This is a genomic window from Natrialba sp. INN-245 (genome assembly GCF_009807105.1).
Classification (GTDB): domain Archaea; phylum Halobacteriota; class Halobacteria; order Halobacteriales; family Natrialbaceae; genus Natrarchaeobius; species Natrarchaeobius swarupiae.
Map to the genome: position 1 here is coordinate 305,727 of NZ_WUBV01000036.1, position 21,449 is coordinate 327,175.

Here is a 21,449-nt window from a genome sequence, read left to right on the forward strand (position 1 = left end):
CTTACGTCAGACACAATCACGAGTGTCGACAAATCCGAGGCGCGTGACCGGAGCCGAATCTCGAGTCCGCACAATAGAACGGTAGGAGTAACCCGTCTCATACGGTCTGCTGTAAATCGTTACCGGCGAAACCCCGAGCCGTCTGTGGTTTCACCGGTAAACCGTTACAGCAATCCGTATCAGTCGAAATCGGCGAACGTCGGTCGCTCCGTGTCGCCGGGGAACCTCTCGACCGGCACCTGCGTCTGGTCGCCCGATTCCATGTCCTTGATCGTCACCTCGTCGTTTGCGAGGTCCTGTTCGCCGACAATGACGACCGTCTCGGCGTTTATCGAGTCGGCGTAGTTCAACTGCGAGCCGAACGATCGCCCTGCAACGTCGGTCTCGACGACGTGTCCGTTCTCGCGGAGATCACGACAGATCCGGGCCGCTTCCGGCCGCGTATCGCCGATCTGGAGGACGTAGTAGTCGGTCGCCACTTCTTCGTCGGGCCAGACACCCGCTCGCTGACAGAGCAACGAAAGCGTCGCGTGGCCGGGGGCGACGCCGACGGCGGGCGTCGGCTGGCCGCCGAAGCTCTCGATCAGGTCGTCGTAGCGGCCACCGCCGAAGATCGACCGTGAAACCTCGCCGGTGGAGTCGAAACACTCGAAGACGACGCCCGTATAGTAGTCCAGTCCGCGGGCGGTCTCGAGTGAGATCGTACAGTACTCGCGAGCGCCGAAGTCCTCGGCGGCCGAGAGCACCGCCTGCAGGTTCTCGACGGCGTCGTCGACGCGCTCGGTGTCGGCGAACGCTTTTACGTCCTCGAGATCGCCGCCGGAGACGATGTCGGCGAACTCGACGGCCTGATCGGCCGACAGCCCCGCCCCGATCAGCAGGTCGTGGTACTCCGCAGTCTCGAGTTTGTCGGATTTGTCGACGGCGCGGATGGCGTCGTCGACGTCGACGTCGGCGTCGAACGTCTCGAGGACGCCGCCTAAGACGTCGCGGTGTGAGATTCGGAACTCGAACTGGTCGCCGGTGAGTCCGAGGCCGGTGAGGGCGTCTGCGGCCCACGCGAGGATCTCGGCGTCGGCTTCGGGCTCGGAAGAGCCGAAGATGTCGACGTTGGTCTGGTAGAACTCGCGCTGGCGGCCCTGCTGGACCTGTTCGTAGCGCCAGAACGGCCGCGTCGAGAACCACTTGATCGGCTTCGACAGCGCCTGTTGTTTGGCGACGACCATCCGCGCGACGGTGGGCGTCAGTTCCGGCGTCATCGCCACGTGGCGTCCACCCTGGTCCTCGAAGGAGTACAGTTCCTCGACGATCTCGTCGCCGCTTTTGTCCGTCCACAGCTCGGCGCGTTCGAGGGCCGGCGTGGCGACCTCGCGGAACCCGTACCGTCGTGCGGCGTCCTCCAGCGTGTCGATGGTCGCCCGCCTGGCGGCCATCTCGCCGGGGTAGAAGTCACGAAAGCCCTTGATTCGGTCGTACATGACCGTCCGTTCGGGAACGGCGAACTTCTATCCTTTCGTTCGCGGACGGGGACCGCGCGTTCGATCCGGGGCGGTGCTGTCGGGCTCGTTGGTGTTTGGTCACTCCCGTTTCGCCCGGAGGACGACGGTTTTCGCGACCATATCGCCGACCCGCTGGTTGCGGGTGGTGAAAAAACAGACCACCGCGACGACGAGTGGCCAGAAGCCAATTCCGTCGATCAGCCAGAGGAAATTCCGAACGACCGAAGCACCCATCGTACACTTCGATCCGTCCTCTTTGACGACGACGAGTCCGAACAACGCCTTGCCTGGCGTCCGACCGAAATGTCCCTCCATCATGAAGAAGTAGTAGATGAAGAAGACGAACACCGCCGTGATCCCGACGAAGACGATCAGCGTCGAGAGGGCGTTCGAGACGGTCTGGAGAAACGTGGATGCGATCGCGGTCGTCGCGAACAGGAAGACGATCCCGCCGAAGACGACGATCGAATCGACGACGTACGCACCGATTCGCCCGACGAGAACCTCGTCTTCCGTCCCAGAAACGGGGCGTGGATGGCGCTCGAGCATGATACGATAGTCGAGCGACACGAACAGTATATACATTCCGATCCGGCGGCGCGAAGTGAAACGCAAACCCCCGGAACAGTGATTTGGTCCACCGTCGCGTACGAGTTCGTATGTGCGGACGCTACTCGCTGTTTACTCCGCCCGACGACCTCGAGGATCGGTTCGGCGCGTCGTTCGACTGGACGGTCTCGCCGCGGTACAACGCGGCACCGAGCCAGCGCCTCCCGGTGATCACGGACGAAACGCCCGAGACGTTCGAGCGCTTCGAGTGGGGGCTCGTTCCCGAGTGGGCCGACGACAGTGACGGAATCATCAACGCACGAGCGGAGACGATCGACGAGAAACCGAGTTTTCGCGACGCCTACGGTGGTCGATCGCCGTCCGCCGCCGCCGATAGTGGCGGCTCGCTCGAGACGCCTGCGGCGGGTCGGTGTCTGGTTCCGGCCGACGGCTTTTACGAGTGGGTCGAAACACCGGACGGAAACCGACCGTACCGGGTCGCCTTCGAGGACGATCGCCCGTTCTCGATGGCGGGGCTGTGGACGCGGCGGGAGCCGACGTCGGACGCGACCCAGACCGGTCTCGACGCGTTCGGTGGCGGCGCGGATCTCGAGGACGAGACCGGTGGGCCACTCGAGACGTTCACCGTCGTGACGACCGAACCGAACGGCCTCGTCGCGGACCTTCACCACCGGATGGCGGTCATCCTCGAGCCCGACGACGAGCGACGGTGGCTCACCGGCGACGATCCTCGGGACGTCCTCACACCGTACCCGGACGACGAGCTCCGAGCGTATCCGGTTTCGACGGCCGTCAACGATCCGTCCGTCGACGACCGGTCACTCGTCGATCCGGTCGAGACGTGACCGCCCCCCCCCCCCAGAGATACTTAAATATGGCGAACGACCTCGGTTCCGAATCGGCTCCGTTCGGAACGATCCCTTCGATCGAGTAGCCGGGGAGTACGGCGCTATACGGCGATTTCCCCTCGTTTTCGATCAAACGTGTTACTGTGCTCCGTTCCAGTATAACGCCACATTTATGTAGAAGGGCAATCAATGATCGGTCGACTATGAGCCAGCGAATGCAGCAGGGACAGCCGATGATCGTGATGAGCGAGGACTCCCAGCGCGTCAAGGACAAGGACGCGCAGGACTACAACATCAGTGCCGCCCGTGCGGTCGCTGAGGCCGTCCGCTCGACACTCGGCCCGAAAGGGATGGACAAGATGCTCGTCGACTCGATGGGGTCGGTCACCATCACCAACGACGGCGTCACGATCCTCCAGGAGATGGACATCGACAACCCGACGGCCGAGATGATCATCGAGGTCGCTGAAACCCAGGAGGACGAAGCAGGCGACGGCACCACGACGGCCGTCGCAATCGCGGGCGAACTCCTCAAGAACGCCGAGGATCTCTTGGAACAGGACATTCACCCGACGGCGATCATCAAGGGTTTCCACCTCGCCAGCGAGCAGGCTCGTACCGAGATCGATGACATCGCACAGGACGTCGACACCGACGACGAGGACCTGCTTCGCTCGGTCGCCGAGACGTCGATGACCGGAAAAGGTGCTGAGGTCAACAAAGAACACCTCTCCCAGCTGATCGTCGACGCGGTCCGCGCAGTCACCGTCGAGAACGCCGACGGTGAGAACGTCGTCGATCTCGAGTTCCTGAACATCGAAACCCAGACCGGCCGCAGCGCCGGCGAATCGGATCTGCTCGAGGGCGGCATCGTCGACAAGGATCCCGTCCACGACAACATGCCGGCGGCGGCCGAGAACGCCGACATCCTGCTTCTCAACCAGCCTATCGAGGTCGAGGAGACCGATGTCGACACCGAGGTCTCCGTGACGGATCCGGACCAGCTCCAGAAGTTCTTAGACCGTGAGGAAGAACAGCTCAAGGAGAAAGTCGACCAGATCGTCGACCTCGGAGCCGACGTCGTCTTCTGTCAGAAGGGGATCGACGACCTCGCACAGCACTATCTCGCGAAGGAGGGCATTCTCGCCGTCCGCCGCGCGAAGAAGTCCGACCTCGAGTTCCTGAAGGAAGTTGTCGGCGCCTCGATCGTCTCGGACCTCGAGAGCGCAACCGCAGAGGACCTCGGCTACGGCGACGTCACTCGCGACGAGGAGGACGAACTGTTCTACGTCGAAGGCGAGGGTGCCCACGGCGTCACTCTCCTGCTTCGTGGCTCGACCGACCACGTCGTCGACGAACTCGAGCGGGGCATCAACGACGCACTCGACGTCGTCGCCCAGACCGTCTCCGACGGGCGCGTGCTGGCCGGCGGCGGCGCGATCGAGGTCGAACTCGCCTCGCGTCTGCGTGACTACGCCGACTCCGTCTCCGGGCGCGAACAGCTGGCCGTCGAGGCCTTCGCCGACTCGCTCGAGCTCGTCCCGCGCGTGCTCGCCGAGAACGCGGGCCTCGACAGCATCGACACGCTCGTCGACCTGCGTGCGGCCCACGACGACGGCGACGTTACTGCCGGCCTGAACGTCTTCTCGAACGACGTCGAGAACACGTTCGAGGCGGGCGTCGTCGAGCCGGCCCACGCCAAAGAGCAGGCGGTCACCTCCGCCAGCGAGGCCGCGAACCTCGTGCTCAAGATCGACGACATCATCTCCGCCGGCGACCTCTCGACGGACAAGGGCGGCGACGAAGAAGGCGGCGCACCCGGCGGCGCTGGCGGCATGGGCGGTATGGGCGGCGGCATGGGCGGCATGATGTAACGCCGGCCAACACGCCCACGTTACCGACCGAACCGGCTCTCGGCCCGACGACCGTTGTTTTTTGTGCGTTCCCGTCCCGGTTACGGCGATCAGTTCACGGAACGGCTCCCCGGAGACGGAGGGGGTTCGTGTCCTCGAGTGAGGTCTTGCGGATCGGTCGCGAGAACCGTCTGAAAGATCAGTCGCCGTACTGATACGGCGTGCAAGAGCTATCCGTCTCGATAGTGTACGTCGAGTATGGCATACAGAACGACGATCGGCTGGTCGCTGTTCACTTCGGGTATCGTTACGCTCTTCCTGAAGCTCCTCCCCGGCGACTCGCTGTGGTGGGGACTCGTGTTGCTCGCTCTCGGTATCGTCATACTGTACGTCCGGTGAGTGTCGGGGCTCTCGATCCCGGCCTCTCGAAACCGTTCGTGGAAAATGGGGTCGCGATCAGGCGTCGTCGACGTCGAGTTCGAACTGCTCGTTTTCGGAGACGGCGTTCAGGACGACGCTGGTGTTCGACGCCTTGATATCGGGATCGGTAAGCAGCGTCTTGATCTGGTCGTTCATCCCGTCTGTGTCCTTGAACTTCCCGATGGCGATCACGTCGTAGTCGCCGGTAACCTCGTAGACACTGATCATCTGCCGGTGTTCGCGTAGCGTATCGGTGATGTCGGGTAATGCGTTTCCTTCGACTTGCAACTGGATGACAGCGGTGACGTCGTAGCCGACCGCGTCGTAATCCAATCGGGGTGTATAGCCCTCGATTACTCCCTCGTCCTCGAGGTCAGAGAGGTGATTCGAGACGGTCGTCACGGAGACATCGAGTTCTTCGGCGAGACTTCGGAGACTCGCTCGGCCGTCCCCGAGAAGTGCATTCACTAGTTTTGCATCGAGATTTTCGTACGTCATCACATGTACTCTCTCACCCGACCCTTTAGAAATTTACGAATATACAATTCCGGGAGCACCAAGGAAGATTTGCTCGGATCAGCAGTGTTTTAGTAGGGGAGATGCTTGGATAGCACGACGAGAAAGATGACAAGCGGAAACATCAGCGATACCGAACAGGCGGTACTCGACGAAATCGAAGAAAAGGACGTCGACTTCCTCCGTCTACAGTTTACCGATATTCTCGGAACGGTCAAGAACGTTTCAGTCCCGGCGCGCCAGGCCGAGAAGGCGTTTGCCGAGGGCATCTACTTCGACGGCTCCTCCATCGAGGGCTTCGTCCGCATCCAGGAATCGGACATGCGTCTGGTTCCCGACCCGGAGACGTTCGCGGTTCTGCCCTGGAGACAGAAAGAAGACAGCGCCGCCGGTCGGATGATCTGTGACGTCTACGACACCTATACGGGCGAACCGTTCGAGGGCGACCCACGCCGCGTCCTGAAAAACGCCATCGACCGCGCCGAGGAGATGGGCTACGACGTCAACGCCGCGCCAGAACCCGAGTTCTTCCTCTTCGAGGAGGACGAGGACGGCTACGCGACGACCGAAACCGGAGACCACGGCGGCTACTTCGACGTCGCACCGAAAGACCTCGCAAGCGACGTCCGCCGGGACATCATCTACGGACTCGAGGAGATGGGCTTCGAGATCGAAGCCAGCCACCACGAGGTTGCCCGCGGCCAACACGAGATCAACTTCGAGTACGACGATGCGCTCTCGACGGCCGACAACGTCGCGACGTTCCGTACGGTCGTCCGTGCAATCGCCGCCCAACACGACCTCCACGCGACGTTCATGCCCAAACCGATCCCGAAGATCAACGGCTCGGGCATGCACACCCACCTCTCGCTGTTCACCGAGGACGGCGAGAACGCCTTCCACGACGAGGACGACGAGTTCAACCTCTCGGATACCGCACACTCGTTCCTCGCGGGCATCTTAGAGCACGCGCCGGCGATCACGGCCGTCGCGGACCCGACGGTCAACAGCTACAAACGCCTCGTCCCCGGCTACGAGGCACCCGTCTACGTCGCGTGGTCCGACCGCAACCGCTCGGCGCTGATCCGCAAGCCCGCCGCACGCGTTCCGGCGGCCTCGCGCATCGAAGCTCGCTTCCCCGACCCATCGTGTAACCCGTATCTCGCGCTGGCGGCGCTCATCCACGCGGGTCTCGACGGAATCGAGAAGGACCTCGAGTGCCCCGACCCGGTTCGCGAGAACATCTACGAGTTCGACGAGGAGAAACGCGAGGAGTACGGCATCGAGACGCTGCCGTCGAACCTCGGCGAGGCCGTCGACGCCTTAGAAGAGGACGAGGTCATTCTCGAGGCCCTCGGCGAACACGTCGGCCCCAAGTTCATCGAGGCCAAATCCCAGGAGTTCGAGGACTACCTCGTCGACGTCTCCCAGTGGGAACTCGACCGCTACCTCGAGACGTTCTAGACGCAGTCTTCTCGGTTGGCATCCGTTTTTTCGGTCGGCTCGGAACCAGCAGCCGACGGCTTCGTCACGCGTACTCGAGGCGGTTCGTTCGGTAGAACGTAGTCGTACTCAGGATCGACGGTCGCCGATCAGATCGCGGACTCGGCCGGGAACATCAAGGAGGGCGATGCCGGCACCGAACAACAACATCAGGACGTAGACGCCGAGCGTCGACGTCCAGACGACGAACATCGCGAGGATTGCCCAGATCCCCTCGAGATAGTAGAACGCGCCGAGTGCCAGGATGGTCCCGTACAGCAAGACGATGTAGGGGCCCCAGTCGCGGGCGTGCCCGCGACGAATTCGCCGCCGGACGTAACGCTTGAGGTCGCCCTCGAGGGAGTCACGCTGGACCGTTCGTCGTTCAACGCTGTCCTCGAACGTATCGACGCGATCCCGGAGACGCTCGATCTCCTCCCGGAGCGCTTCGGGATCGCCCGATCGGTCCCGCGTCCGCTCGCTCGAGCGTTCCTGCGTGCCCCCCTCGTCGGCACCAGTGTCGTCGTCGGTCATCGCTTCTGTCTCGACCTGTCGAGGGCCGGGACTTTGTAGCTGCCGATCCAGTTCACGGCCGGCGAGGACGGCGTTGAGCACCGCGCCGAAGACAAGGATGATCGCGCCAACGTACAACCAGATCAAGACGAGAAAGACGGCCCCCAGCGCGCCGTAGACCACGTAGCCGGTTGCAAACGTCGTATACAGTGCAAACGCCCGAGAGAGAACGAGCCACCCGATCGCGGCGAGAACGGTCCCCGGCAACGCTTCGACGATGCCGACGTCCGCGTCCGGAAAGACGACGTACAGCGGGAGGAAGGTCACGATCAGTCCGATCAACACGAGCAGCGGTCCGAACGGGCCGAGTTCGATCACCGGCAGAAACCGAAGGATCGCTTCGAAGACGGCGACTATCCCGAGACCAAGCGAGATGAAGAGAAAGACGATCGTCGCGTCCCAGAAGGTATCGAGCAGTGACTTCGATCCCGCGGTGCCGTACACCTGCGAGAACGCGCGATCGAGCCCCCGGAGGACGCGACTGGAGCCCCAGAGGAGACCGAGCGCGCCGATCACCGTCGCGCCCTGGCGACTCGTCTCGTCGAGTACCGTCTCCGCGAGTAGCTGTTGGGCGGCGGGCGTCAACACGTCGCTCGCGGCGGCCGTCAGCTGGTTCGCGAGCGCCTCGCCGCCGATCGACGCCGCAACCCCCAGCGCGAGCAACATGAGTGGGACGAGCGAGATGAACCCGTAGAAGGCGACTCCGGCCGCAAGCAGCGTCAACTGCTGGGTCTGTGCGACGGTGAAGAGTCGCGTTCCGAACTCACGAGCGTCGCCGAGATCGATCACGGGCGACTAGACGTGCGGAACGGTCAAATAGCGGGTGGCACCCTCTCAGCGAGGGAACGTGTTCAGACGAGATTCGCTTCGGTCGCCTCGCGGATCTCGCCGACGTCCGCGTCGGTTTTGAACGTCGTGCCGCCGTAGTGTGCCGTCGAGGCCGCATGTCCCGCCGCCCGCAGGTCGGCGAGGAACTCGTCCATGGCGTTGGCCGGCAGTCCCCAGTTCTTGCACAGTTTGTGTTGGTCGTAATGCGTGGGGCGGTCGAGTTCGGCCTCGAGTGCGTCACAGAGTTCCCGGCCCGTTTTAGCGGTACCGAAGTCGTCCGGAATCTCCTCGCGGACCGCGGCGACGAACTCGGGGTCGCGGTAGGGGCCAAGCCAGAGCGGGCCGGCGACGAGGACGCGTTCGCCACCGCACTCGGGACAGGTTTCGAGTGGATCGGCGATCAGTTCGTGTTCGGCCTCGCGGTAGAGACAGTCCTCGCAGTGAGAAATGTAGCCGAGATGTTCTAAGGCGGCATCGGCCGCGCTCGCCTTCCGGTCGAGTTCGAGGTACGTCCGGACGTAGTGACTCGTCGCGTGGCTGAAGATTGGCTCGACGCCCACGTCGAAGCGGGCGGCGCTGCGCGCGAGCGCCGAGAGCAGCGTCCGGACGCCCATCTCGGCGTGGTAGTCGGTGTTCTGGGGAACCGCACTGTAGGAGCGGATGCCGCTGTTGAAGTGTGCGCCACACAGCGGCGCGGTGTCGGTCGCGGTGACACAGACCAGATCCCGACAGCGCGCGAACGCGGCGTCGGCGAACGGCATCGGCGAGCCGTACGGATCGAGGTCGATCACGTCGAACGCCTCGTCGTGTGCGAGCGCGTTGACGTTCCGATGCTCGACGCGGGCCTCAGCGGCGAGGTCGTTTCGCTCGAGGTTCTCCCGGGCGAGATCAACGGCGTCTTCCTCGAGATCACAGCAAGTGACGTCCCAGCCGTCGGCCGCGGCTCGAACGCCGCGGACGCCGCTCGCCGTCATCGCGTCGAGGTAGCTCTCGGCGCGCTCTTCACGCTCGCGGAAGGCCCGCAGCGTCGCGATCGTCAGATCCCGGTTCAGCTCCTGGCGCGGGTTGTAGAAGACCGACTCCTCGATGCCCTCGGTCTGCTCGCCGGGAACCTCGAGTTCGACCCCGCCCTCGGTGACGCGCATACGTCCTCTCGTCGGGCGAGGGCGAAAAACGACGTGATCTCGGACTGTCGCTCGAGATAGCGAGCCGGTCTCCCGCGCCGGTCCAACAGAACAAGATACTTACCGAATCTGTCCGGAATAATCGGTATGCCCTCCCGTACTCGCCGCCGTACCCTCCAGGCCGCGGCCGGGACGCTCGCCGTCCTCGCGGGCTGTTCCGAGCGCGATCGGTCGGATCCCTCCTCCGCTGACGAACCCGACGAGGAAATCGACGTGATCGACGGCGTCGACGTCCAGACGGTGGGGTTCGAACCGACCGACGAGGACGTCGTCGCCTACGAGGACGGCTCGTCCTCGCGGTTACCGTACGTTACAGACGAGGAGGACGTCGACGCCCTCGAGTTCCGGGCCGAACCGCTCGAGGTCGATGGAAGTGCCTCGATCGAGAGGGGCGGCAACGCCTCGAGCGAGACGAACGCCAACGGCTCGAGCGAGCCGGACGAGAACACGTCCAACGAACCGGGTGGCGACCCCGACGATCCGCTTTCGTTCCTCCGCGGGATCGACTACGAGGAGTCCACCGGATTGCTCGTTCAGGAGGAGGTTTCCGCCTGTTACCGGAACGCCCTCCAGTACGTCGAACACCGGAACGGCGACGGGGTTCGCGTCCAGTTTTGTCAGGCGAAGCGCGATCCGGACGTCGAGTGTTCGGTCGACGACCGACGAATGCAGGTCACGATGATCGAGGTCCCGATCGCGTAGGACTCGCGTCCGAGCGGCTTCGGCGGCGGGTGGCGCTCCAACTGTCGGTTGCCGCCGGATCATCCCGACGTCAAGGACGGTGATCGTCGATGACGACGGACCGATTTCACGACCGACACCGGTCGCGTCGGCGATTTCTCCGGACCGTCGGAAGCGCGACGGGCACCGCGCTCGCGAGCGCGGTATCGGCCGGCTGTCTCTCCGTCCTGTCCGAGGATTCCGACGATCCACCCCCGGTCGACGCCGACGAAGACGAACTGGCCGCGATCACCGAGATCGAGCGCCCATCCGACCACGAGGAGCTTCCCGTCCAGATCGCCGACGCGTTCGTCGACGAGTGGGTCGACCGCGCCGAATCGCTGCTCTCGGAGATTCCATCCTCGCTCGAGGCCGAGATTCCGAACGAAGCCGTCCGGCGAGACGTCGAGCGAGAACGGGAATCCGCCGTGGAACGACTCGAGGCGCTCGAGGACCGGCCGACAAACCTCGCGCGCCTGTCGACGCTCCGGGGGTGTCGTCGCGACGCCGCGCGAGCTGAGGGCGCATACGCCGCCGCGACGGCCGGTCGAACCCCCGAGGACGTCGAGACCGGACTCGCGGATCTCGAGGCGGAGCTGTCGACCGTCGACGCGGAGCTGACGCGAGTGGGTGACGATTCGGCCCACGTCGCCGTCGTCTTCGAACGGATCGAACGCCGGCTCGACGCCACCGGACGGTTTCTCGAGAACGCCCGCCAACCGGCACCGGGCCGGTCGACGGTCGAAGCTGTCGGCGAGTTGGCTTACCGGGCCGAGTGGGCCGCGGTCTCGCTCGAGGAAGCGACGTACCTCCTCGAGCGCCAGGCGGAGGTGGGGGACCGGACGTTCGACGACGCGTTCGAGACCACCGCGAGCGCGCTTCTCACAGACGTCGGCGAACGGCTCGAGGAGATACCCGAGGACCGCCGGGAAGCGGCCGAATCGGTGTTCGACGAACCGGTCGACGGGACGCCCCGGAAGCGAATCGGCGACGATGCCGTCTGGCAACTTCGAGGGGGGATCGACCGCGCCGAGGAGTCCCTCGCCGACGGTCGGCCCGCGAGCGCACTCCTCGGCGTCTACAGCGTCGAAAATACGTTCCGTGCGCTCGAGGCGCTCCAGTCGCCGGAGTGGACGGACGCGCTCGACAGGCCGTCGGACGCGGACGACGTCGAGGAGGTGAAGGCGGCAGCGATCGAAGAGATCGAGTCCGCGCGAGCGGAGTCGCCCGATCGATACCTCCTCGAGTACGAACTCGACAGCGCGGTAACGGGCGTACGGAGTGGCGATCGGCGGCTGGAACAAGACGTTTCCCACCGGTCTGATCGTGCCGCAGTAGCCGCCGTTGCGGAGTATTCGCTCGCAGCCGCGCGGGCGAAAACGGTGCCCGAGACGACCGACTGGTTCGTTTCACAACTTCCGTGACGGCCCCGGTGGAACGCGTTCGCCGGATTGTCGTCGCGAGCCGTTGCGATCAGCCCCTCGACTATCGCTGGATTGCGGTGACGACAACCGAACCGATTTTACAGTTCGGCACACAGTCACGGACGTGTCGAACGCGAACCCCGTCGAGCGTTGGCAGGCCGACCTCGAGGAAGCCGGCGAGTTGACGCCGGAGATCGTCGAGTGTATCTCGACGGTTCACGGTGATCGCGGGGTTCGCGCGATCGAGGCCGTCGGCGAAGGCCGGGTAAAATCCTACCGCGACTTTACGATCGTCGTCGGCTACGACGACGAGTACATCGTCGAGGACGGCGGCTGTACCTGCAAGGACAGCGAGTACAATCTCGATCCAGACGATCCGACCGAACTGTGTTGGCACGCGCTGGCGGTGGCGATCGCCCGCCGAGTTGGTCACGTCGACTACCACGACATGTGGTACTCGGACGTCCGCGAACTGTTGTGAGTCGACCGTACTCCGTCCGTCGCCACACTCGATCACTCGCGGTGCTCGAGCAGGTCTCGACGTCGCTGCGAGCTCAAACCGACAGTTCGGCGTCGCCCGTCGGCGGGCCGGCGTGGAGTCGATAGGCACCGAACCCCAGGAAGGAGACTCCCGCGAGGAGGACTGCGATTCCAAACAGCGACAGCGACGGCTGTGCTAGCCCGGAAACTGCCATGTAGAGGCCGAGACAGACGAACCCGAGGCTCTGGAACTGCCACCACTCGAGGACGATTCCGCCGACCGACACCCGTTCCGTGAGGCCACCGATGACGAACGCGAGTCCGCCGAGTGCCATCGCGAGACCGCCGACGACGAGGGCCACACCCGTCGGCGATGTAAGCTCCTCGAGGATCACCTCGAGGCTGGCCAGGAACGACCAGGCGAAGACGACCAGAAACACCACGCCGACGAGGAGGCTGATTCGCCGCTGTCGCCGAGACATACGTCGGCGTTCTCTCGGCCGATCAATAACTGTTGGCTTCGGCTGTCCCTCGATAGTTAACCGCTTTGACTCGACTGCACGTCGCTCCGTCGGGACGACGGTTCGCAGAATTTGGAGGTCTCTAGCTCTCGTGGCTGCAGAGGACGTCCTTACTGAACGATAACTCGCGACAACTGATCTCGAAATGGCAGAATACTGGAGCTTCAGCACTCGTGTGAATGGCGTTTAATGTGCTCTCTTCACAGACTCTCCCGTATGCGCCGCCGTCGTTACCTCACTGCCAGTACCGCAGTGACTGTTTCGATCCTGGGGCCGTCGAGTGTGATCACTGCCTCGAGCCAGGAGCGTGATACCGAACTGGAAGCGATCTCCGAGTCACATCGATTCGACGGGACGGGTGCGACCGTCACTGACGAGTTCGATCTCGAGACCGGCGTCACGATCGCGGAAGCGACTCACGACGGCGAATCGAACTTCGTCGTCGAACTGATCCCCACGGACGACAGCCGTAGCCAACTCCTGGTTAATACGATTGGTGCATACGATGGTGCCGCCGGTGTGCTCACGGACACGGGAAGGTATCTGGTAGATATCGACGCCGACGGCGCCTGGGCGCTCGAGGTTGGACAACCGGATCCGGAGGAGGACGACGCGGAGTCGTTACCGGTCGAACTCGAGGGCGACTCGGCGGCGTGGGACGGTCCGTTTCAGTTCGAGGGATTAGGGCAGGCTCACGGGACGCACGAAGGCCAGGGAAACTTCATCGTCGAAATCCTTCCGCATGGGGGTCGGTTTCCGGGACTCGTCTTCAACGAACTCGACCAGTTCGACGGCGAGACGACGTTCAATCTCGACAGTATCGGATTCGTGACGGTCGAGGCCGCGGGGCCGTGGTCGCTCACGCTGGAGTGAGGACCGAAAGTTCTGTTGCGTTCCGGCGTGGGACGGTCCACTACGCGTTTGCGCAGATGTCCACGAAGTTCCGCAGAATCCGCAGCCCTGTCTCACCGCTTTTTTCGGGGTGGAACTGGGTTCCGAAGACGGTTCCGTCCTCGTTCGCGACGATCGAGGCGAACTCGCGTTCGTAGTCGGTCGTGGTCACCGTCGCGGCCCCGTCGTCGGGAACCGCGTAGTAGGAGTGGACGAAGTAGGCGTACTCCCCGTCGATTCCCTCGACCAGCGGGTGTTCGCGTTCGACGGACAGCTCGTTCCAGCCCATGTGTGGAACCTTTTGCCCCTCCGCGAACTGCACGTTCGTTCCGGGGATCAGATCGAGGCCCTGTACGGCCGACTCGCCCTCGTTGTCGCCCTCTTCGCTCGTCGTCAGCAGCATCTGCATGCCCAGACAGATGCCAAACAACGGCGTTCCGCTCTCGGCGACCTCGAGCAGGTCCTGGCGGACGTGATCTGCGTTCTCGATGCCCTCGCGGAACGCGCCGACGCCGGGGAGAACGACCCCGTCGGCGTCGGCGAACGCGTCCGGATCGTCGGTGATCTCGACGTTCGCGCCCGCGCGCTCGAGCCCGCGAGTGACGCTTCTGAGGTTTCCGAGCCCGTAGTCGACGACGACCACGGAGGCGAGGGCGTCCTCGCTGTCTGACGTGGTGATGCTCATACCAGTACTCGACGCGGTGCGGTCAAGTGCGTTGCCCTTCGCGCAACGACGGCCACCTGTGGTCTCCCGCGGACGATGGGGTGTCGTCGGGATCTCCTCGAGCGACGCCGAACGGTTGAAGGGGACGTCCACGAACCCACTGGTATGGAACTGACCGGAACGATCCTTCGGGGGCGGGAGTTCGACGCCGTCGAAGGCCGGATCGTCGTCGGCGACGGCGGCAGAATCGAGGCGATCGAGGAGGAGTCGGTCGAGAGTTCGAACATTATCGTCCCGGCGTTCGTCAACGCCCACACGCACATCGGCGACTCCATCGCGAAGGAGGCCGGCCGAGGGCTCACGCTCGAGGAACTGGTCGCGCCGCCGGACGGGCTGAAACACCGCCTGCTCAGGGGGGCCGACCGGGCGGAACTCGTCGACGCGATGCGGACGTCGCTTCGATTCATGCACCAGAGCGGAACCGCGGCCCACCTGGACTTCCGCGAGGGCGACGTTCCGGGCATCGAGATGCTTCGGGAGGCCGCCGAGGGCCTCGAGATCGACGCGCTGGCGTTCGCCCGCGGCTCGATCGAGGCGATGGAGGCGGGCGACGGGTTCGGCGCGAGCGGCGCGAACGACGCGACGTTCGACCGCGACCGGGAGGCGACCCGCGAGGCGGAGAAACCGTTCGGCATCCACGCGGGCGAGGTAGATGCGAGCGACATCGACCCGGCGCTCGACCTCGAGCCGGAGTTTCTCGTCCACGTCGTTCACCCCGAACAGCGTCACCTCGAGCGGATCGCCGACCAGCAGGTGCCCGTGGTCGTCTGTCCGCGCTCGAATCTCGTCACAGACGTTGGCCTCTCGCCGTATTCCGAACTCGCCGAGCGAACGACGCTCGCGCTCGGGACGGACAACGTGATGTTGAACTCGCCGTCGATGTTCCGTGAGATGGCGGTACTCTCGAAGATCTCCGAGCTATCCGCTCCCGAAATCCTCCGGATGGCCACGATCAACGGTGCCGAGATCGCCGGCCTCGAGTACGGTCTGCTCGAGGCGGGGTACGAGGCGCGCATGCTCGTCCTGGACGGCGACTCCGCCAATCTCGCCGGCGTCCGGGATCCGGTCCGGGCCGTCGTTCGGCGGGCAGGCGTCGACGACGTGGCGAACGTCGTCCTCTCGCCGTCGGCGTGACGACGACCATCGCTGTCTGGTGAGTCGTCCCGCGCACGATAACCTTATTATAGTTGTGCGTGTTATGCGAACATATAGCACGATGTACGACTGCATCCTCGTCCCGACCGACGGATCGTCGGAGGTCGAGCACGCGCTCGAGTACGCCTTCGAGCTCGCTGAGCTCCACGACGCGGCGATCCGAGCGGTCTACGTCGTGAACGCGGCCGGCTACGGCGGGCTGCCGATGGAGACCGCGTGGGAGGGGATCAGCGACGCGCTCCGCGCGGAGGGGCAGACAGCAGTCGAACGCGTCGAAGATCTCGCACCCGACGGCGTTCGGGTCGAGACGGCCGTTCTCGAGGGCTCTCCGAGCCGCGTCATCATCGACCAGGCGACGCCGGATACCTGCGACCTGGTCGTGATGGGAACCCACGGTCGGGGCGGCATCGACAGACTCTTGCTCGGGAGCGTGACCGAACGCGTCGTCAGAAGTGCGTGCGTCCCCGTCCTGACCGTCAACGTGAACCCAAAGACCGTCGAGGAACGGGAGGGCACCGATCGATCTCCGGTCACCGTGGAGTGATGCTATCGGACAGCAGGCAGTGAGACGTCCACCGCGCCCTGTCCTCCAATCGCACCGATACTTCGGGTACAGCAACCCGTATCAAACCGGCCGGAGATGTTCGCAGTCCCCCGCCGAGACCGTCACCCGCTCGTCGTCGGTCTCGACGACGAGCGCACCCGTGTCGGTGACGTCGACGGCCTCGCCGACCACATCGCCGGCGGCTCGATCGACCCGGACCCGCTGACCGATCGTGAGCGTGAGCTCCCGCCAGGCGGGGACGATCCGCTCGAGATCCTTGCGGAGCCGGTCGAACTCCTCGAGTAACCGCTGGACGAACCGACGCCGGTCGACGTCGCTTGCCTCCTCGCGGACGCTGGTCGCACCCTCTGGGAGGTCGCCGGCGTCCAGGTTCGCGTTGACACCGATGCCGACGACGAGCCACTCGATCCGGTCCGTCTCGCCTTCCATCTCCGTGAGAATACCAGCCAGTTTCCGGTAGTCGCCGTCGTCGCCGTCCGGGATCACTACATCGTTGGGCCACTTGATCCGTGCGTCGACGCCCGCCTCTCGAGCTACCCGTGCCGTCGCCACGGCCGCGGCGAGCGTATAGAGGGGGGCCTGTACCGGTGCGATCGACGGCCGAGTGACGATACTTACCCAGACGCCGCCAGGCGGGGAGTTCCACTCGCGCTCGAGTCGTCCGCGGCCGCCGGTCTGTTCGTCCGCGAGGACGGCGACGTTCGCCGCGCCGTCGACGGCCCGTTCCCGTGCGAGTTCGTTCGTGCTCGCGACGGCGTCGTGATACTCGACGGTAAACGGTGCCTCGAGTCCGTACTCGACGGCCGGTCCTGTGTAGGCGTCGGCCGACACCAGTTCGTAGCCGTCCGGTCCGCTCTCGATCTCGAACTCGGCGTCCCGAAGCCCCTCGATGTGCTTCCAGACGGCTGTCCGAGAGATCTCGAACTTCGCCGCGAGGTCCGGTCCCGACACCGGCCCGTCGGCGATCCGCTCGAGAATTGCGCGTCGCGTCTCGTTCATACGTCTCGAGAGGGCGGCGCTCGCACTTCAATCGGGAGGATCCGTCAGGAGCGCAGTTCGCGCAGCTTCTCGCGTCCCGGCGCGATCAGTTCGTCGAGGTAGCTCGCGAGCGTTCCCTTCGCGTCGGCGGGGTGGAGTTCGCCGGACTCGAGATCCGCAGCGAGAGCCTCGTACTCCTCGTAGGTGAGGTCGCCGCCGTACTTTTCGGGACGCTCGACGATGATCTCGTCGAACCGTGGGAAGACGTGGTACTCGAACAACTCAAGGACGGGGTTCTCGAGGTCGCCCTCGGGATCGCGTGTGGGCGGGCAGAACGCGGAGTTGACCTTCTCCTCGAGATCCTCCGTGGAGTCTTCCATCGAGATCGTCATGCCCTGACTCGAGGACATCTTTCCCTCGCCACTTTCGAGGTCGGCGACGATGGGAGTGTGAAGTGCCGGTCGCACGTCGTAGCCGAGTTCGGGGAGTTCCTCGCGGGCGAGCATGTGAACTTTGCGCTGGTCGAGCCCGCCGACCGCGAGGTCGAGATCGAGGTACTCGATGTCCAGCGTTTGCATTAGCGGGTAGACGACGTGGCTCACCTTCGCGGTCTCGCCGCCGGCGATTTCGGCCATCGCGCGCTGGGCGCGGTTGAGCGTCGTCGCGAGTTCCAGTTCGTGCAGATCGAGGGTGTACTCCTCGTCGAGTTGGAACTCGGAGCCGTAGACGAACTCCGTGTTCGATTCGTCGAGACCGTAGGCGACGAACTGGGCTTTCATCCGCTCGGCGGTGTCGCGGATCTCCTCGAACGTTCCCTTGCCGTTTAAGTAGGCGTGGACGTCCGCGAGCAACACGACGACCTCCATCCCCGCCTCCTGGAGATCGATGAGCTTGTTCGCGGTCAGCAGGTGGCCGAGGTGGAGCACGCCGGAGGGTTCGTAGCCGACGTAGACGCGTTTTCCCGCCGGATCGTCGGCGAGTTCGCGCACCTCCTCGTCGGTGACGACCTCCTCGGCGTTTCGCGTGATCAGCTCGTAGGTATCCATCGGTACCCGAGTGGAATCAGCGGACGGATTTATGACTTTGTGAACTGTGCGACCGTCCCGATTGCCCCATACGGATTGCTGTCCCGATGTACCGGTGGGACCGCAACCGTCCTGCGGTTGCAGTGGAATTGACAGCGGACCGTCTCAAAACGGCAGGCGGTCGCGAGCCGTTCCAGCGAGGTAGCCGGTCGCCGCGCCGACGCCAGCGCCGACCGCACCGCCGGCGGGCCCGGCGACGCCGCCCACTTTGCCGCCGAGTTTCGCTCCCTCCGCCGCGCCACGGGAGGCGTGTTCCGATCGCAGACACGGTGGCTCGAGTCGTCCCATTGGTCCCCGATTCGAACCTCGAGAAAATAACCGTTTGGCCCGAGCCACTCACGACTGCCGCGATCACTGTCGGCTCGAACGCGCTTGCGATCATTGCTGGCCGAACGCATATACCTGCGGCCGGCTTCCGTCTGGGAGATGGGCTACACAGAGGATGTCGTCAACGCCGTCCGCCGGAGTTTTCTTCCACAGGTCCACTACCTGCTCGAGGGGAGTTTCGACGGCTACGCGATCAGCCACACGACTGCCGAGGAGTACGCGCTCACTGCACACTGTTCGGAGGAGACGATCGAGGCGATCCTCGAGGAACTCGGCTTCTCGCGCAACCCGATCGCCTCACTGAAGGTTCGGATGGACGGCAACACCTCCGAGGGATCGTGGGTGTGGCGGCCGTCACCGTTTGCCTCCCACCAGCTTCACGTCGTCCTCCACGATCTCGAGGACGCCGAGGGCGTCGACGTCTACGCCCACTGGGAGTGTTCGTGGATCCGCCATCCCTACAAACACTACGTTGCCCGCGGCTACGACGCAGAGAAAGGCGTCGAACTGGCCCGACGCTGGCTCACGGGCTACGAGGGCGACGAACTCGAGGGGACAGGCGTCGACTACGAGATCGACCACTCGCTTTCACGACGTCTCAGCGAGTATCTCTCGATCTCGTACTATCGAGTCGAGGAAGCGATCGGCACCGTCAGGTCGCGGGTGCCGTTCGTCGACGGCGACGAGGACCTCGAGATCGACCGCGACGGCGAGCGGGACGCGGTGTCGCCGCGGATCGCGGACTGGGACTGATACGGTTACTGTGAGTCGGTACCGCCGAACCCGCGACCCGTCTGCGGTTTCAGCGGTAACACGGTACAGCAATCCGTATGAGGACGGGATGACGGTCAGTCCACGCCGGTGACCGTCGACAGCGCGTTAGTCAGCGGCCGCCTCAAGAAACGAGAACGGCTCCGAGGCAACCAACTGATCCGAGACGTCGCCGGCGTACGTGGTGGACTGGTCGGGACCGAGGTCGAGTTTCCGGGCCTCAGCGCTGACCGCGAAGTCGATCTCCTCGAGTTCCACCCAGAACGCGTTGGGCATCAGCGCCGACTCGAAGTAGTAGACGAGGTCGTCGTGGTCGGCGACCGTCCGCAAGCGCGTCGAAGAGATGTGGGGTTCGTCGGGCGTGGTGATCCCGTACGGGACCGAGACGTTCCGAACGACGCTGAAGACGCCGGCGGTCGCCGTCCGCCGGTCCTCGACCTGCGGAATCGCGTCGACGTAGAAGCGCGCCCGCACGAATCGATCGGCCGGCCGGTTCGTCCCGGGTAACATGACCGTCCCGCCGATCTCCTCCCAGTACTCGGCCAAGGCGAGTTGCTTCTCGAACGTCGGCGAGTTGGTCATCACCCGGTACTCGCGGTCGTGGTGGATCACGAGTTCGCCGTCGACGTACTCGAGAACCGCACTGTCACCGCTCGCATCCGACAGCGAGAGGTGAAGCGTCGCCAGCCGATCCTGGCCCGGAACCTGATCGGTCACGACCACGAACTCCTCCTCACGCATGTGTTCGACCGCCTCGACCACGGTGACGAAGTTGTCGAGGACGTACTGCGCCCACAGCGAGATCGACATCGCGGGTTCGTCGCCGTCCCACTCCGGATACTCGGATTCGGAGAGCCACAGCAGGTTCGCGACCAGCCCCGCCTCGTTCATTCCGTCGGTCGTGGCGACATCGTAGGCGCTCGCGACCACGCTTCCGTACTCTGCCGTCCAGGAGACGGAGTTCGGGCCAGCCGCCCCGTCGCGTTCGATCCCACGCGGGAGCGCCCAGACGTTCGTCTCGATGTCCTCCTTCCAGTCCATCGACCGACCGGTGAGCACGCGGTCGCCGTCGCCGACGTAGACCAATCGCGTACACATCAGTCGTCGGCCTCCTCGAGTGCGGCTGTCGTTCTCGAGCGTGTGACTACTCGGAGCATATCCACTGTTCGGACACCGATCGACGTGATAAACGTTTCACACGAACGGCGAGAGATTCCTCGCGACGAGTGACGTCCCCGACGGACGAACGCTCACAGCCCGTTTCGAATCCGTTCTTCGGCCGCCTCGAGCGCCGCCTCCCGGTCGAACTCCTCGACGACCGTCTCCAGGTCCGCCTCGCCCGCGTCCGCCAGATCCCGCGCGTGGTCGGTCATATTCGGCACCGCGCGGATGATGTTGTCGACGATCGGGACGTCGGCGACCTGGGGCGAGCGCGAGAGTGGATTGAGGTCGATCACGATCTCGGTCTTGCCCATCTCCTCTAACGCTTCGGCGCGGTCGCCGTCCTCGAGCGGGACGACCACGACGTCCGCGTCGTAGATGCCGTCGGCGTCGACCTTCGCGCGCTGGTGGTCGAGTCGCGGAATCCGGGCGTCCGCCTCGAGTCCCTTTACGTCCTCGGCGCCGTGCTCGCGCAGGTGGGAAGCGATGGCCTCGATACGCTCGGGGGTGCGGTTGAAGAGGTTGACCTCGAGGTCGGCCCCCGTGGCGTCGGCGAGGTCGACCATCTCGCTGGGAACGAGCGCAGCGACGTTGCCGTTGATCGAGAGGACGGGTTGGTCTGCGAGCAACAGGTGGGCGGCGGCGACGCGTTCGGCCTCGTCGGCGCTCGGAATCGTCTCCTCGCCGAGCAGGTAGTCGAAGGCACTGCCCCGGCCTTCGGCGTGCATCCCCTGGAGGTGGGTGATCCCCTTCTCGACGCCATTCTCGATCCGGTGGCGGGTGAGCAGGTCCTGGTATCTGGGATGGTCCTCCGGAATCTCCTCTTCGTGTTCGACCTCGGCGGAGACGGTGTCGTAGTCGCTCACGAGAGACG

23 protein-coding genes are annotated in these 21,449 nt (G+C 64.5%); 11 read left to right on the forward strand and 12 right to left on the reverse strand.

The annotated features are described in order from the left end of the window. Positions 1–179 precede the first annotated feature (179 nt). Complete coding sequence (hisS, locus tag GRS80_RS11975; RefSeq protein WP_160047742.1) at positions 180–1,478, reverse strand: histidine--tRNA ligase; 1,299 nt, start codon at positions 1,476–1,478, stop codon at positions 180–182. Positions 1,479–1,577: 99 nt separating this feature from the next. Next, positions 1,578–2,048 carry an RDD family protein gene (locus tag GRS80_RS11980; RefSeq protein WP_160047743.1) on the reverse strand — a complete coding sequence of 157 codons (471 nt, stop codon included), beginning with the start codon at positions 2,046–2,048 and terminating at the stop codon, positions 1,578–1,580. A gap of 110 nt (positions 2,049–2,158) precedes the next feature. Here GRS80_RS11980 and GRS80_RS11985 point away from each other — a divergent pair, with 110 nt between their 5' ends. From GRS80_RS11985 to GRS80_RS20420, 3 genes are all read left to right on the forward strand, one after another. Beyond that, positions 2,159–2,914, forward strand: coding sequence for an SOS response-associated peptidase (locus tag GRS80_RS11985; protein ID WP_160047744.1), 756 nt, complete (start codon positions 2,159–2,161; stop codon positions 2,912–2,914). 218 nt (positions 2,915–3,132) lie between these two features. After that, positions 3,133–4,791: a thermosome subunit beta gene (thsB, locus tag GRS80_RS11990; RefSeq protein WP_200840381.1), complete on the forward strand. Its 1,659-nt coding sequence runs from the start codon at positions 3,133–3,135 to the stop codon at positions 4,789–4,791. Positions 4,792–5,028: 237 nt separating this feature from the next. Further along, positions 5,029–5,169, forward strand: a complete 141-nt coding sequence (locus GRS80_RS20420; protein WP_200840374.1) for a hypothetical protein — start codon at positions 5,029–5,031, stop codon at positions 5,167–5,169. A gap of 57 nt (positions 5,170–5,226) precedes the next feature. Here GRS80_RS20420 and lrp read toward each other — a convergent pair whose 3' ends face one another. Next, positions 5,227–5,688 (reverse strand): HTH-type transcriptional regulator Lrp, encoded by a 462-nt coding sequence (gene lrp / locus GRS80_RS11995; protein ID WP_149082267.1) that lies wholly within the window; start codon positions 5,686–5,688, stop codon positions 5,227–5,229. A 126-nt stretch (positions 5,689–5,814) separates the two neighbouring features. On the opposite strand from lrp, the gene glnA reads away from it, so the two are divergent. Beyond that, positions 5,815–7,170 (forward strand): type I glutamate--ammonia ligase, encoded by a 1,356-nt coding sequence (gene glnA, locus GRS80_RS12000; RefSeq protein WP_160047746.1) that lies wholly within the window; start codon positions 5,815–5,817, stop codon positions 7,168–7,170. Positions 7,171–7,278: 108 nt separating this feature from the next. On the opposite strand, the gene GRS80_RS12005 is transcribed toward glnA, so the two are convergent. After that, complete coding sequence (locus GRS80_RS12005) at positions 7,279–8,550, reverse strand: YihY/virulence factor BrkB family protein (RefSeq protein ID WP_343161546.1); 1,272 nt, start codon at positions 8,548–8,550, stop codon at positions 7,279–7,281. Positions 8,551–8,612: 62 nt separating this feature from the next. Beyond that, positions 8,613–9,734: a tRNA (guanine(26)-N(2))-dimethyltransferase gene (locus GRS80_RS12010; protein ID WP_160047747.1), complete on the reverse strand. Its 1,122-nt coding sequence runs from the start codon at positions 9,732–9,734 to the stop codon at positions 8,613–8,615. 126 nt (positions 9,735–9,860) lie between these two features. Here GRS80_RS12010 and GRS80_RS12015 point away from each other — a divergent pair, with 126 nt between their 5' ends. The 3 genes from GRS80_RS12015 (at position 9,861) to GRS80_RS12025 (ending at position 12,398) form a co-directional block, all read left to right on the forward strand. Next, a complete protein-coding gene (locus GRS80_RS12015; protein ID WP_160047748.1) occupies positions 9,861–10,475 on the forward strand; it encodes a hypothetical protein in 615 nt (204 codons plus the stop codon). An 89-nt stretch (positions 10,476–10,564) separates the two neighbouring features. Further along, complete coding sequence (locus tag GRS80_RS12020; protein WP_160047749.1) at positions 10,565–11,917, forward strand: hypothetical protein; 1,353 nt, start codon at positions 10,565–10,567, stop codon at positions 11,915–11,917. Positions 11,918–12,041: 124 nt separating this feature from the next. Continuing rightward, on the forward strand, positions 12,042–12,398 hold the full coding sequence (locus GRS80_RS12025; RefSeq protein ID WP_149082273.1) for a hypothetical protein: 357 nt from the start codon (positions 12,042–12,044) through the stop codon (positions 12,396–12,398). 73 nt (positions 12,399–12,471) lie between these two features. Here GRS80_RS12025 and GRS80_RS12030 read toward each other — a convergent pair whose 3' ends face one another. Further along, entirely contained in the window at positions 12,472–12,879 is a 408-nt protein-coding gene (locus GRS80_RS12030) for a hypothetical protein (RefSeq protein ID WP_160047750.1), read from the reverse strand. A 255-nt stretch (positions 12,880–13,134) separates the two neighbouring features. On the opposite strand from GRS80_RS12030, the gene GRS80_RS12035 reads away from it, so the two are divergent. Next, entirely contained in the window at positions 13,135–13,791 is a 657-nt protein-coding gene (locus GRS80_RS12035; RefSeq protein WP_160047751.1) for a hypothetical protein, read from the forward strand. A 40-nt stretch (positions 13,792–13,831) separates the two neighbouring features. Here the strand turns inward: GRS80_RS12035 and hisH are convergent, their stop codons facing one another. Next, positions 13,832–14,494, reverse strand: a complete 663-nt coding sequence (hisH, locus tag GRS80_RS12040) for an imidazole glycerol phosphate synthase subunit HisH (protein WP_160047752.1) — start codon at positions 14,492–14,494, stop codon at positions 13,832–13,834. A gap of 144 nt (positions 14,495–14,638) precedes the next feature. Here hisH and GRS80_RS12045 point away from each other — a divergent pair, with 144 nt between their 5' ends. Then, a complete protein-coding gene (locus tag GRS80_RS12045) occupies positions 14,639–15,667 on the forward strand; it encodes an amidohydrolase family protein (RefSeq protein WP_160047753.1) in 1,029 nt (342 codons plus the stop codon). An 82-nt stretch (positions 15,668–15,749) separates the two neighbouring features. Continuing rightward, a complete protein-coding gene (locus GRS80_RS12050) occupies positions 15,750–16,232 on the forward strand; it encodes a universal stress protein (RefSeq protein WP_160047754.1) in 483 nt (160 codons plus the stop codon). A gap of 81 nt (positions 16,233–16,313) precedes the next feature. On the opposite strand, the gene GRS80_RS12055 is transcribed toward GRS80_RS12050, so the two are convergent. The 3 genes from GRS80_RS12055 to GRS80_RS12065 form a co-directional block, all read right to left on the reverse strand. Beyond that, positions 16,314–17,252, reverse strand: a complete 939-nt coding sequence (locus GRS80_RS12055) for a biotin--[acetyl-CoA-carboxylase] ligase (protein WP_160047755.1) — start codon at positions 17,250–17,252, stop codon at positions 16,314–16,316. Positions 17,253–17,296: 44 nt separating this feature from the next. Beyond that, the gene (locus GRS80_RS12060) at positions 17,297–18,277 is read right to left on the reverse strand and encodes a tyrosine--tRNA ligase (RefSeq protein ID WP_160047756.1); all 981 of its coding nucleotides are present in this window, start codon (positions 18,275–18,277) and stop codon (positions 17,297–17,299) included. A 144-nt stretch (positions 18,278–18,421) separates the two neighbouring features. After that, positions 18,422–18,604, reverse strand: a complete 183-nt coding sequence (locus GRS80_RS12065; protein WP_160047757.1) for a hypothetical protein — start codon at positions 18,602–18,604, stop codon at positions 18,422–18,424. A 138-nt stretch (positions 18,605–18,742) separates the two neighbouring features. Here GRS80_RS12065 and GRS80_RS12070 point away from each other — a divergent pair, with 138 nt between their 5' ends. Further along, entirely contained in the window at positions 18,743–19,396 is a 654-nt protein-coding gene (locus tag GRS80_RS12070; protein ID WP_160047758.1) for a hypothetical protein, read from the forward strand. Positions 19,397–19,522: 126 nt separating this feature from the next. Here the strand turns inward: GRS80_RS12070 and GRS80_RS12075 are convergent, their stop codons facing one another. Both GRS80_RS12075 and GRS80_RS12080 read right to left on the reverse strand, forming a co-directional pair. Next, the gene (locus GRS80_RS12075) at positions 19,523–20,512 is read right to left on the reverse strand and encodes a linear amide C-N hydrolase (RefSeq protein ID WP_160047759.1); all 990 of its coding nucleotides are present in this window, start codon (positions 20,510–20,512) and stop codon (positions 19,523–19,525) included. 152 nt (positions 20,513–20,664) lie between these two features. Further along, the gene (locus GRS80_RS12080) at positions 20,665–21,441 is read right to left on the reverse strand and encodes a 4-phosphopantoate--beta-alanine ligase (RefSeq protein ID WP_343161547.1); all 777 of its coding nucleotides are present in this window, start codon (positions 21,439–21,441) and stop codon (positions 20,665–20,667) included. Positions 21,442–21,449: the final 8 nt, after the last annotated feature.

What these genes read in the sequence shown, in the direction of transcription:
- hisS (WP_160047742.1), bottom strand. Translation starts at nt 1,478, where the DNA reads ATGTACGACCGAATCAAGGGCTTTCGTGACTTCTACCCCGGCGAGATG.
- GRS80_RS11980 (WP_160047743.1), bottom strand. Translation starts at nt 2,048, where the DNA reads ATGCTCGAGCGCCATCCACGCCCCGTTTCTGGGACGGAAGACGAGGTT.
- GRS80_RS11985 (WP_160047744.1), top strand. Translation starts at nt 2,159, where the DNA reads ATGTGCGGACGCTACTCGCTGTTTACTCCGCCCGACGACCTCGAGGAT.
- thsB (WP_200840381.1), top strand. Translation starts at nt 3,133, where the DNA reads ATGCAGCAGGGACAGCCGATGATCGTGATGAGCGAGGACTCCCAGCGC.
- GRS80_RS20420 (WP_200840374.1), top strand. Translation starts at nt 5,029, where the DNA reads ATGGCATACAGAACGACGATCGGCTGGTCGCTGTTCACTTCGGGTATC.
- lrp (WP_149082267.1), bottom strand. Translation starts at nt 5,688, where the DNA reads ATGACGTACGAAAATCTCGATGCAAAACTAGTGAATGCACTTCTCGGG.
- glnA (WP_160047746.1), top strand. Translation starts at nt 5,815, where the DNA reads ATGACAAGCGGAAACATCAGCGATACCGAACAGGCGGTACTCGACGAA.
- GRS80_RS12010 (WP_160047747.1), bottom strand. Translation starts at nt 9,734, where the DNA reads ATGCGCGTCACCGAGGGCGGGGTCGAACTCGAGGTTCCCGGCGAGCAG.
- GRS80_RS12015 (WP_160047748.1), top strand. Translation starts at nt 9,861, where the DNA reads ATGCCCTCCCGTACTCGCCGCCGTACCCTCCAGGCCGCGGCCGGGACG.
- GRS80_RS12020 (WP_160047749.1), top strand. Translation starts at nt 10,565, where the DNA reads ATGACGACGGACCGATTTCACGACCGACACCGGTCGCGTCGGCGATTT.
- GRS80_RS12030 (WP_160047750.1), bottom strand. Translation starts at nt 12,879, where the DNA reads ATGTCTCGGCGACAGCGGCGAATCAGCCTCCTCGTCGGCGTGGTGTTT.
- GRS80_RS12035 (WP_160047751.1), top strand. Translation starts at nt 13,135, where the DNA reads ATGCGCCGCCGTCGTTACCTCACTGCCAGTACCGCAGTGACTGTTTCG.
- hisH (WP_160047752.1), bottom strand. Translation starts at nt 14,494, where the DNA reads ATGAGCATCACCACGTCAGACAGCGAGGACGCCCTCGCCTCCGTGGTC.
- GRS80_RS12045 (WP_160047753.1), top strand. Translation starts at nt 14,639, where the DNA reads ATGGAACTGACCGGAACGATCCTTCGGGGGCGGGAGTTCGACGCCGTC.
- GRS80_RS12050 (WP_160047754.1), top strand. Translation starts at nt 15,750, where the DNA reads ATGTACGACTGCATCCTCGTCCCGACCGACGGATCGTCGGAGGTCGAG.
- GRS80_RS12055 (WP_160047755.1), bottom strand. Translation starts at nt 17,252, where the DNA reads ATGAACGAGACGCGACGCGCAATTCTCGAGCGGATCGCCGACGGGCCG.
- GRS80_RS12060 (WP_160047756.1), bottom strand. Translation starts at nt 18,277, where the DNA reads ATGGATACCTACGAGCTGATCACGCGAAACGCCGAGGAGGTCGTCACC.
- GRS80_RS12065 (WP_160047757.1), bottom strand. Translation starts at nt 18,604, where the DNA reads ATGGGACGACTCGAGCCACCGTGTCTGCGATCGGAACACGCCTCCCGT.
- GRS80_RS12070 (WP_160047758.1), top strand. Translation starts at nt 18,743, where the DNA reads ATGGGCTACACAGAGGATGTCGTCAACGCCGTCCGCCGGAGTTTTCTT.
- GRS80_RS12075 (WP_160047759.1), bottom strand. Translation starts at nt 20,512, where the DNA reads ATGTGTACGCGATTGGTCTACGTCGGCGACGGCGACCGCGTGCTCACC.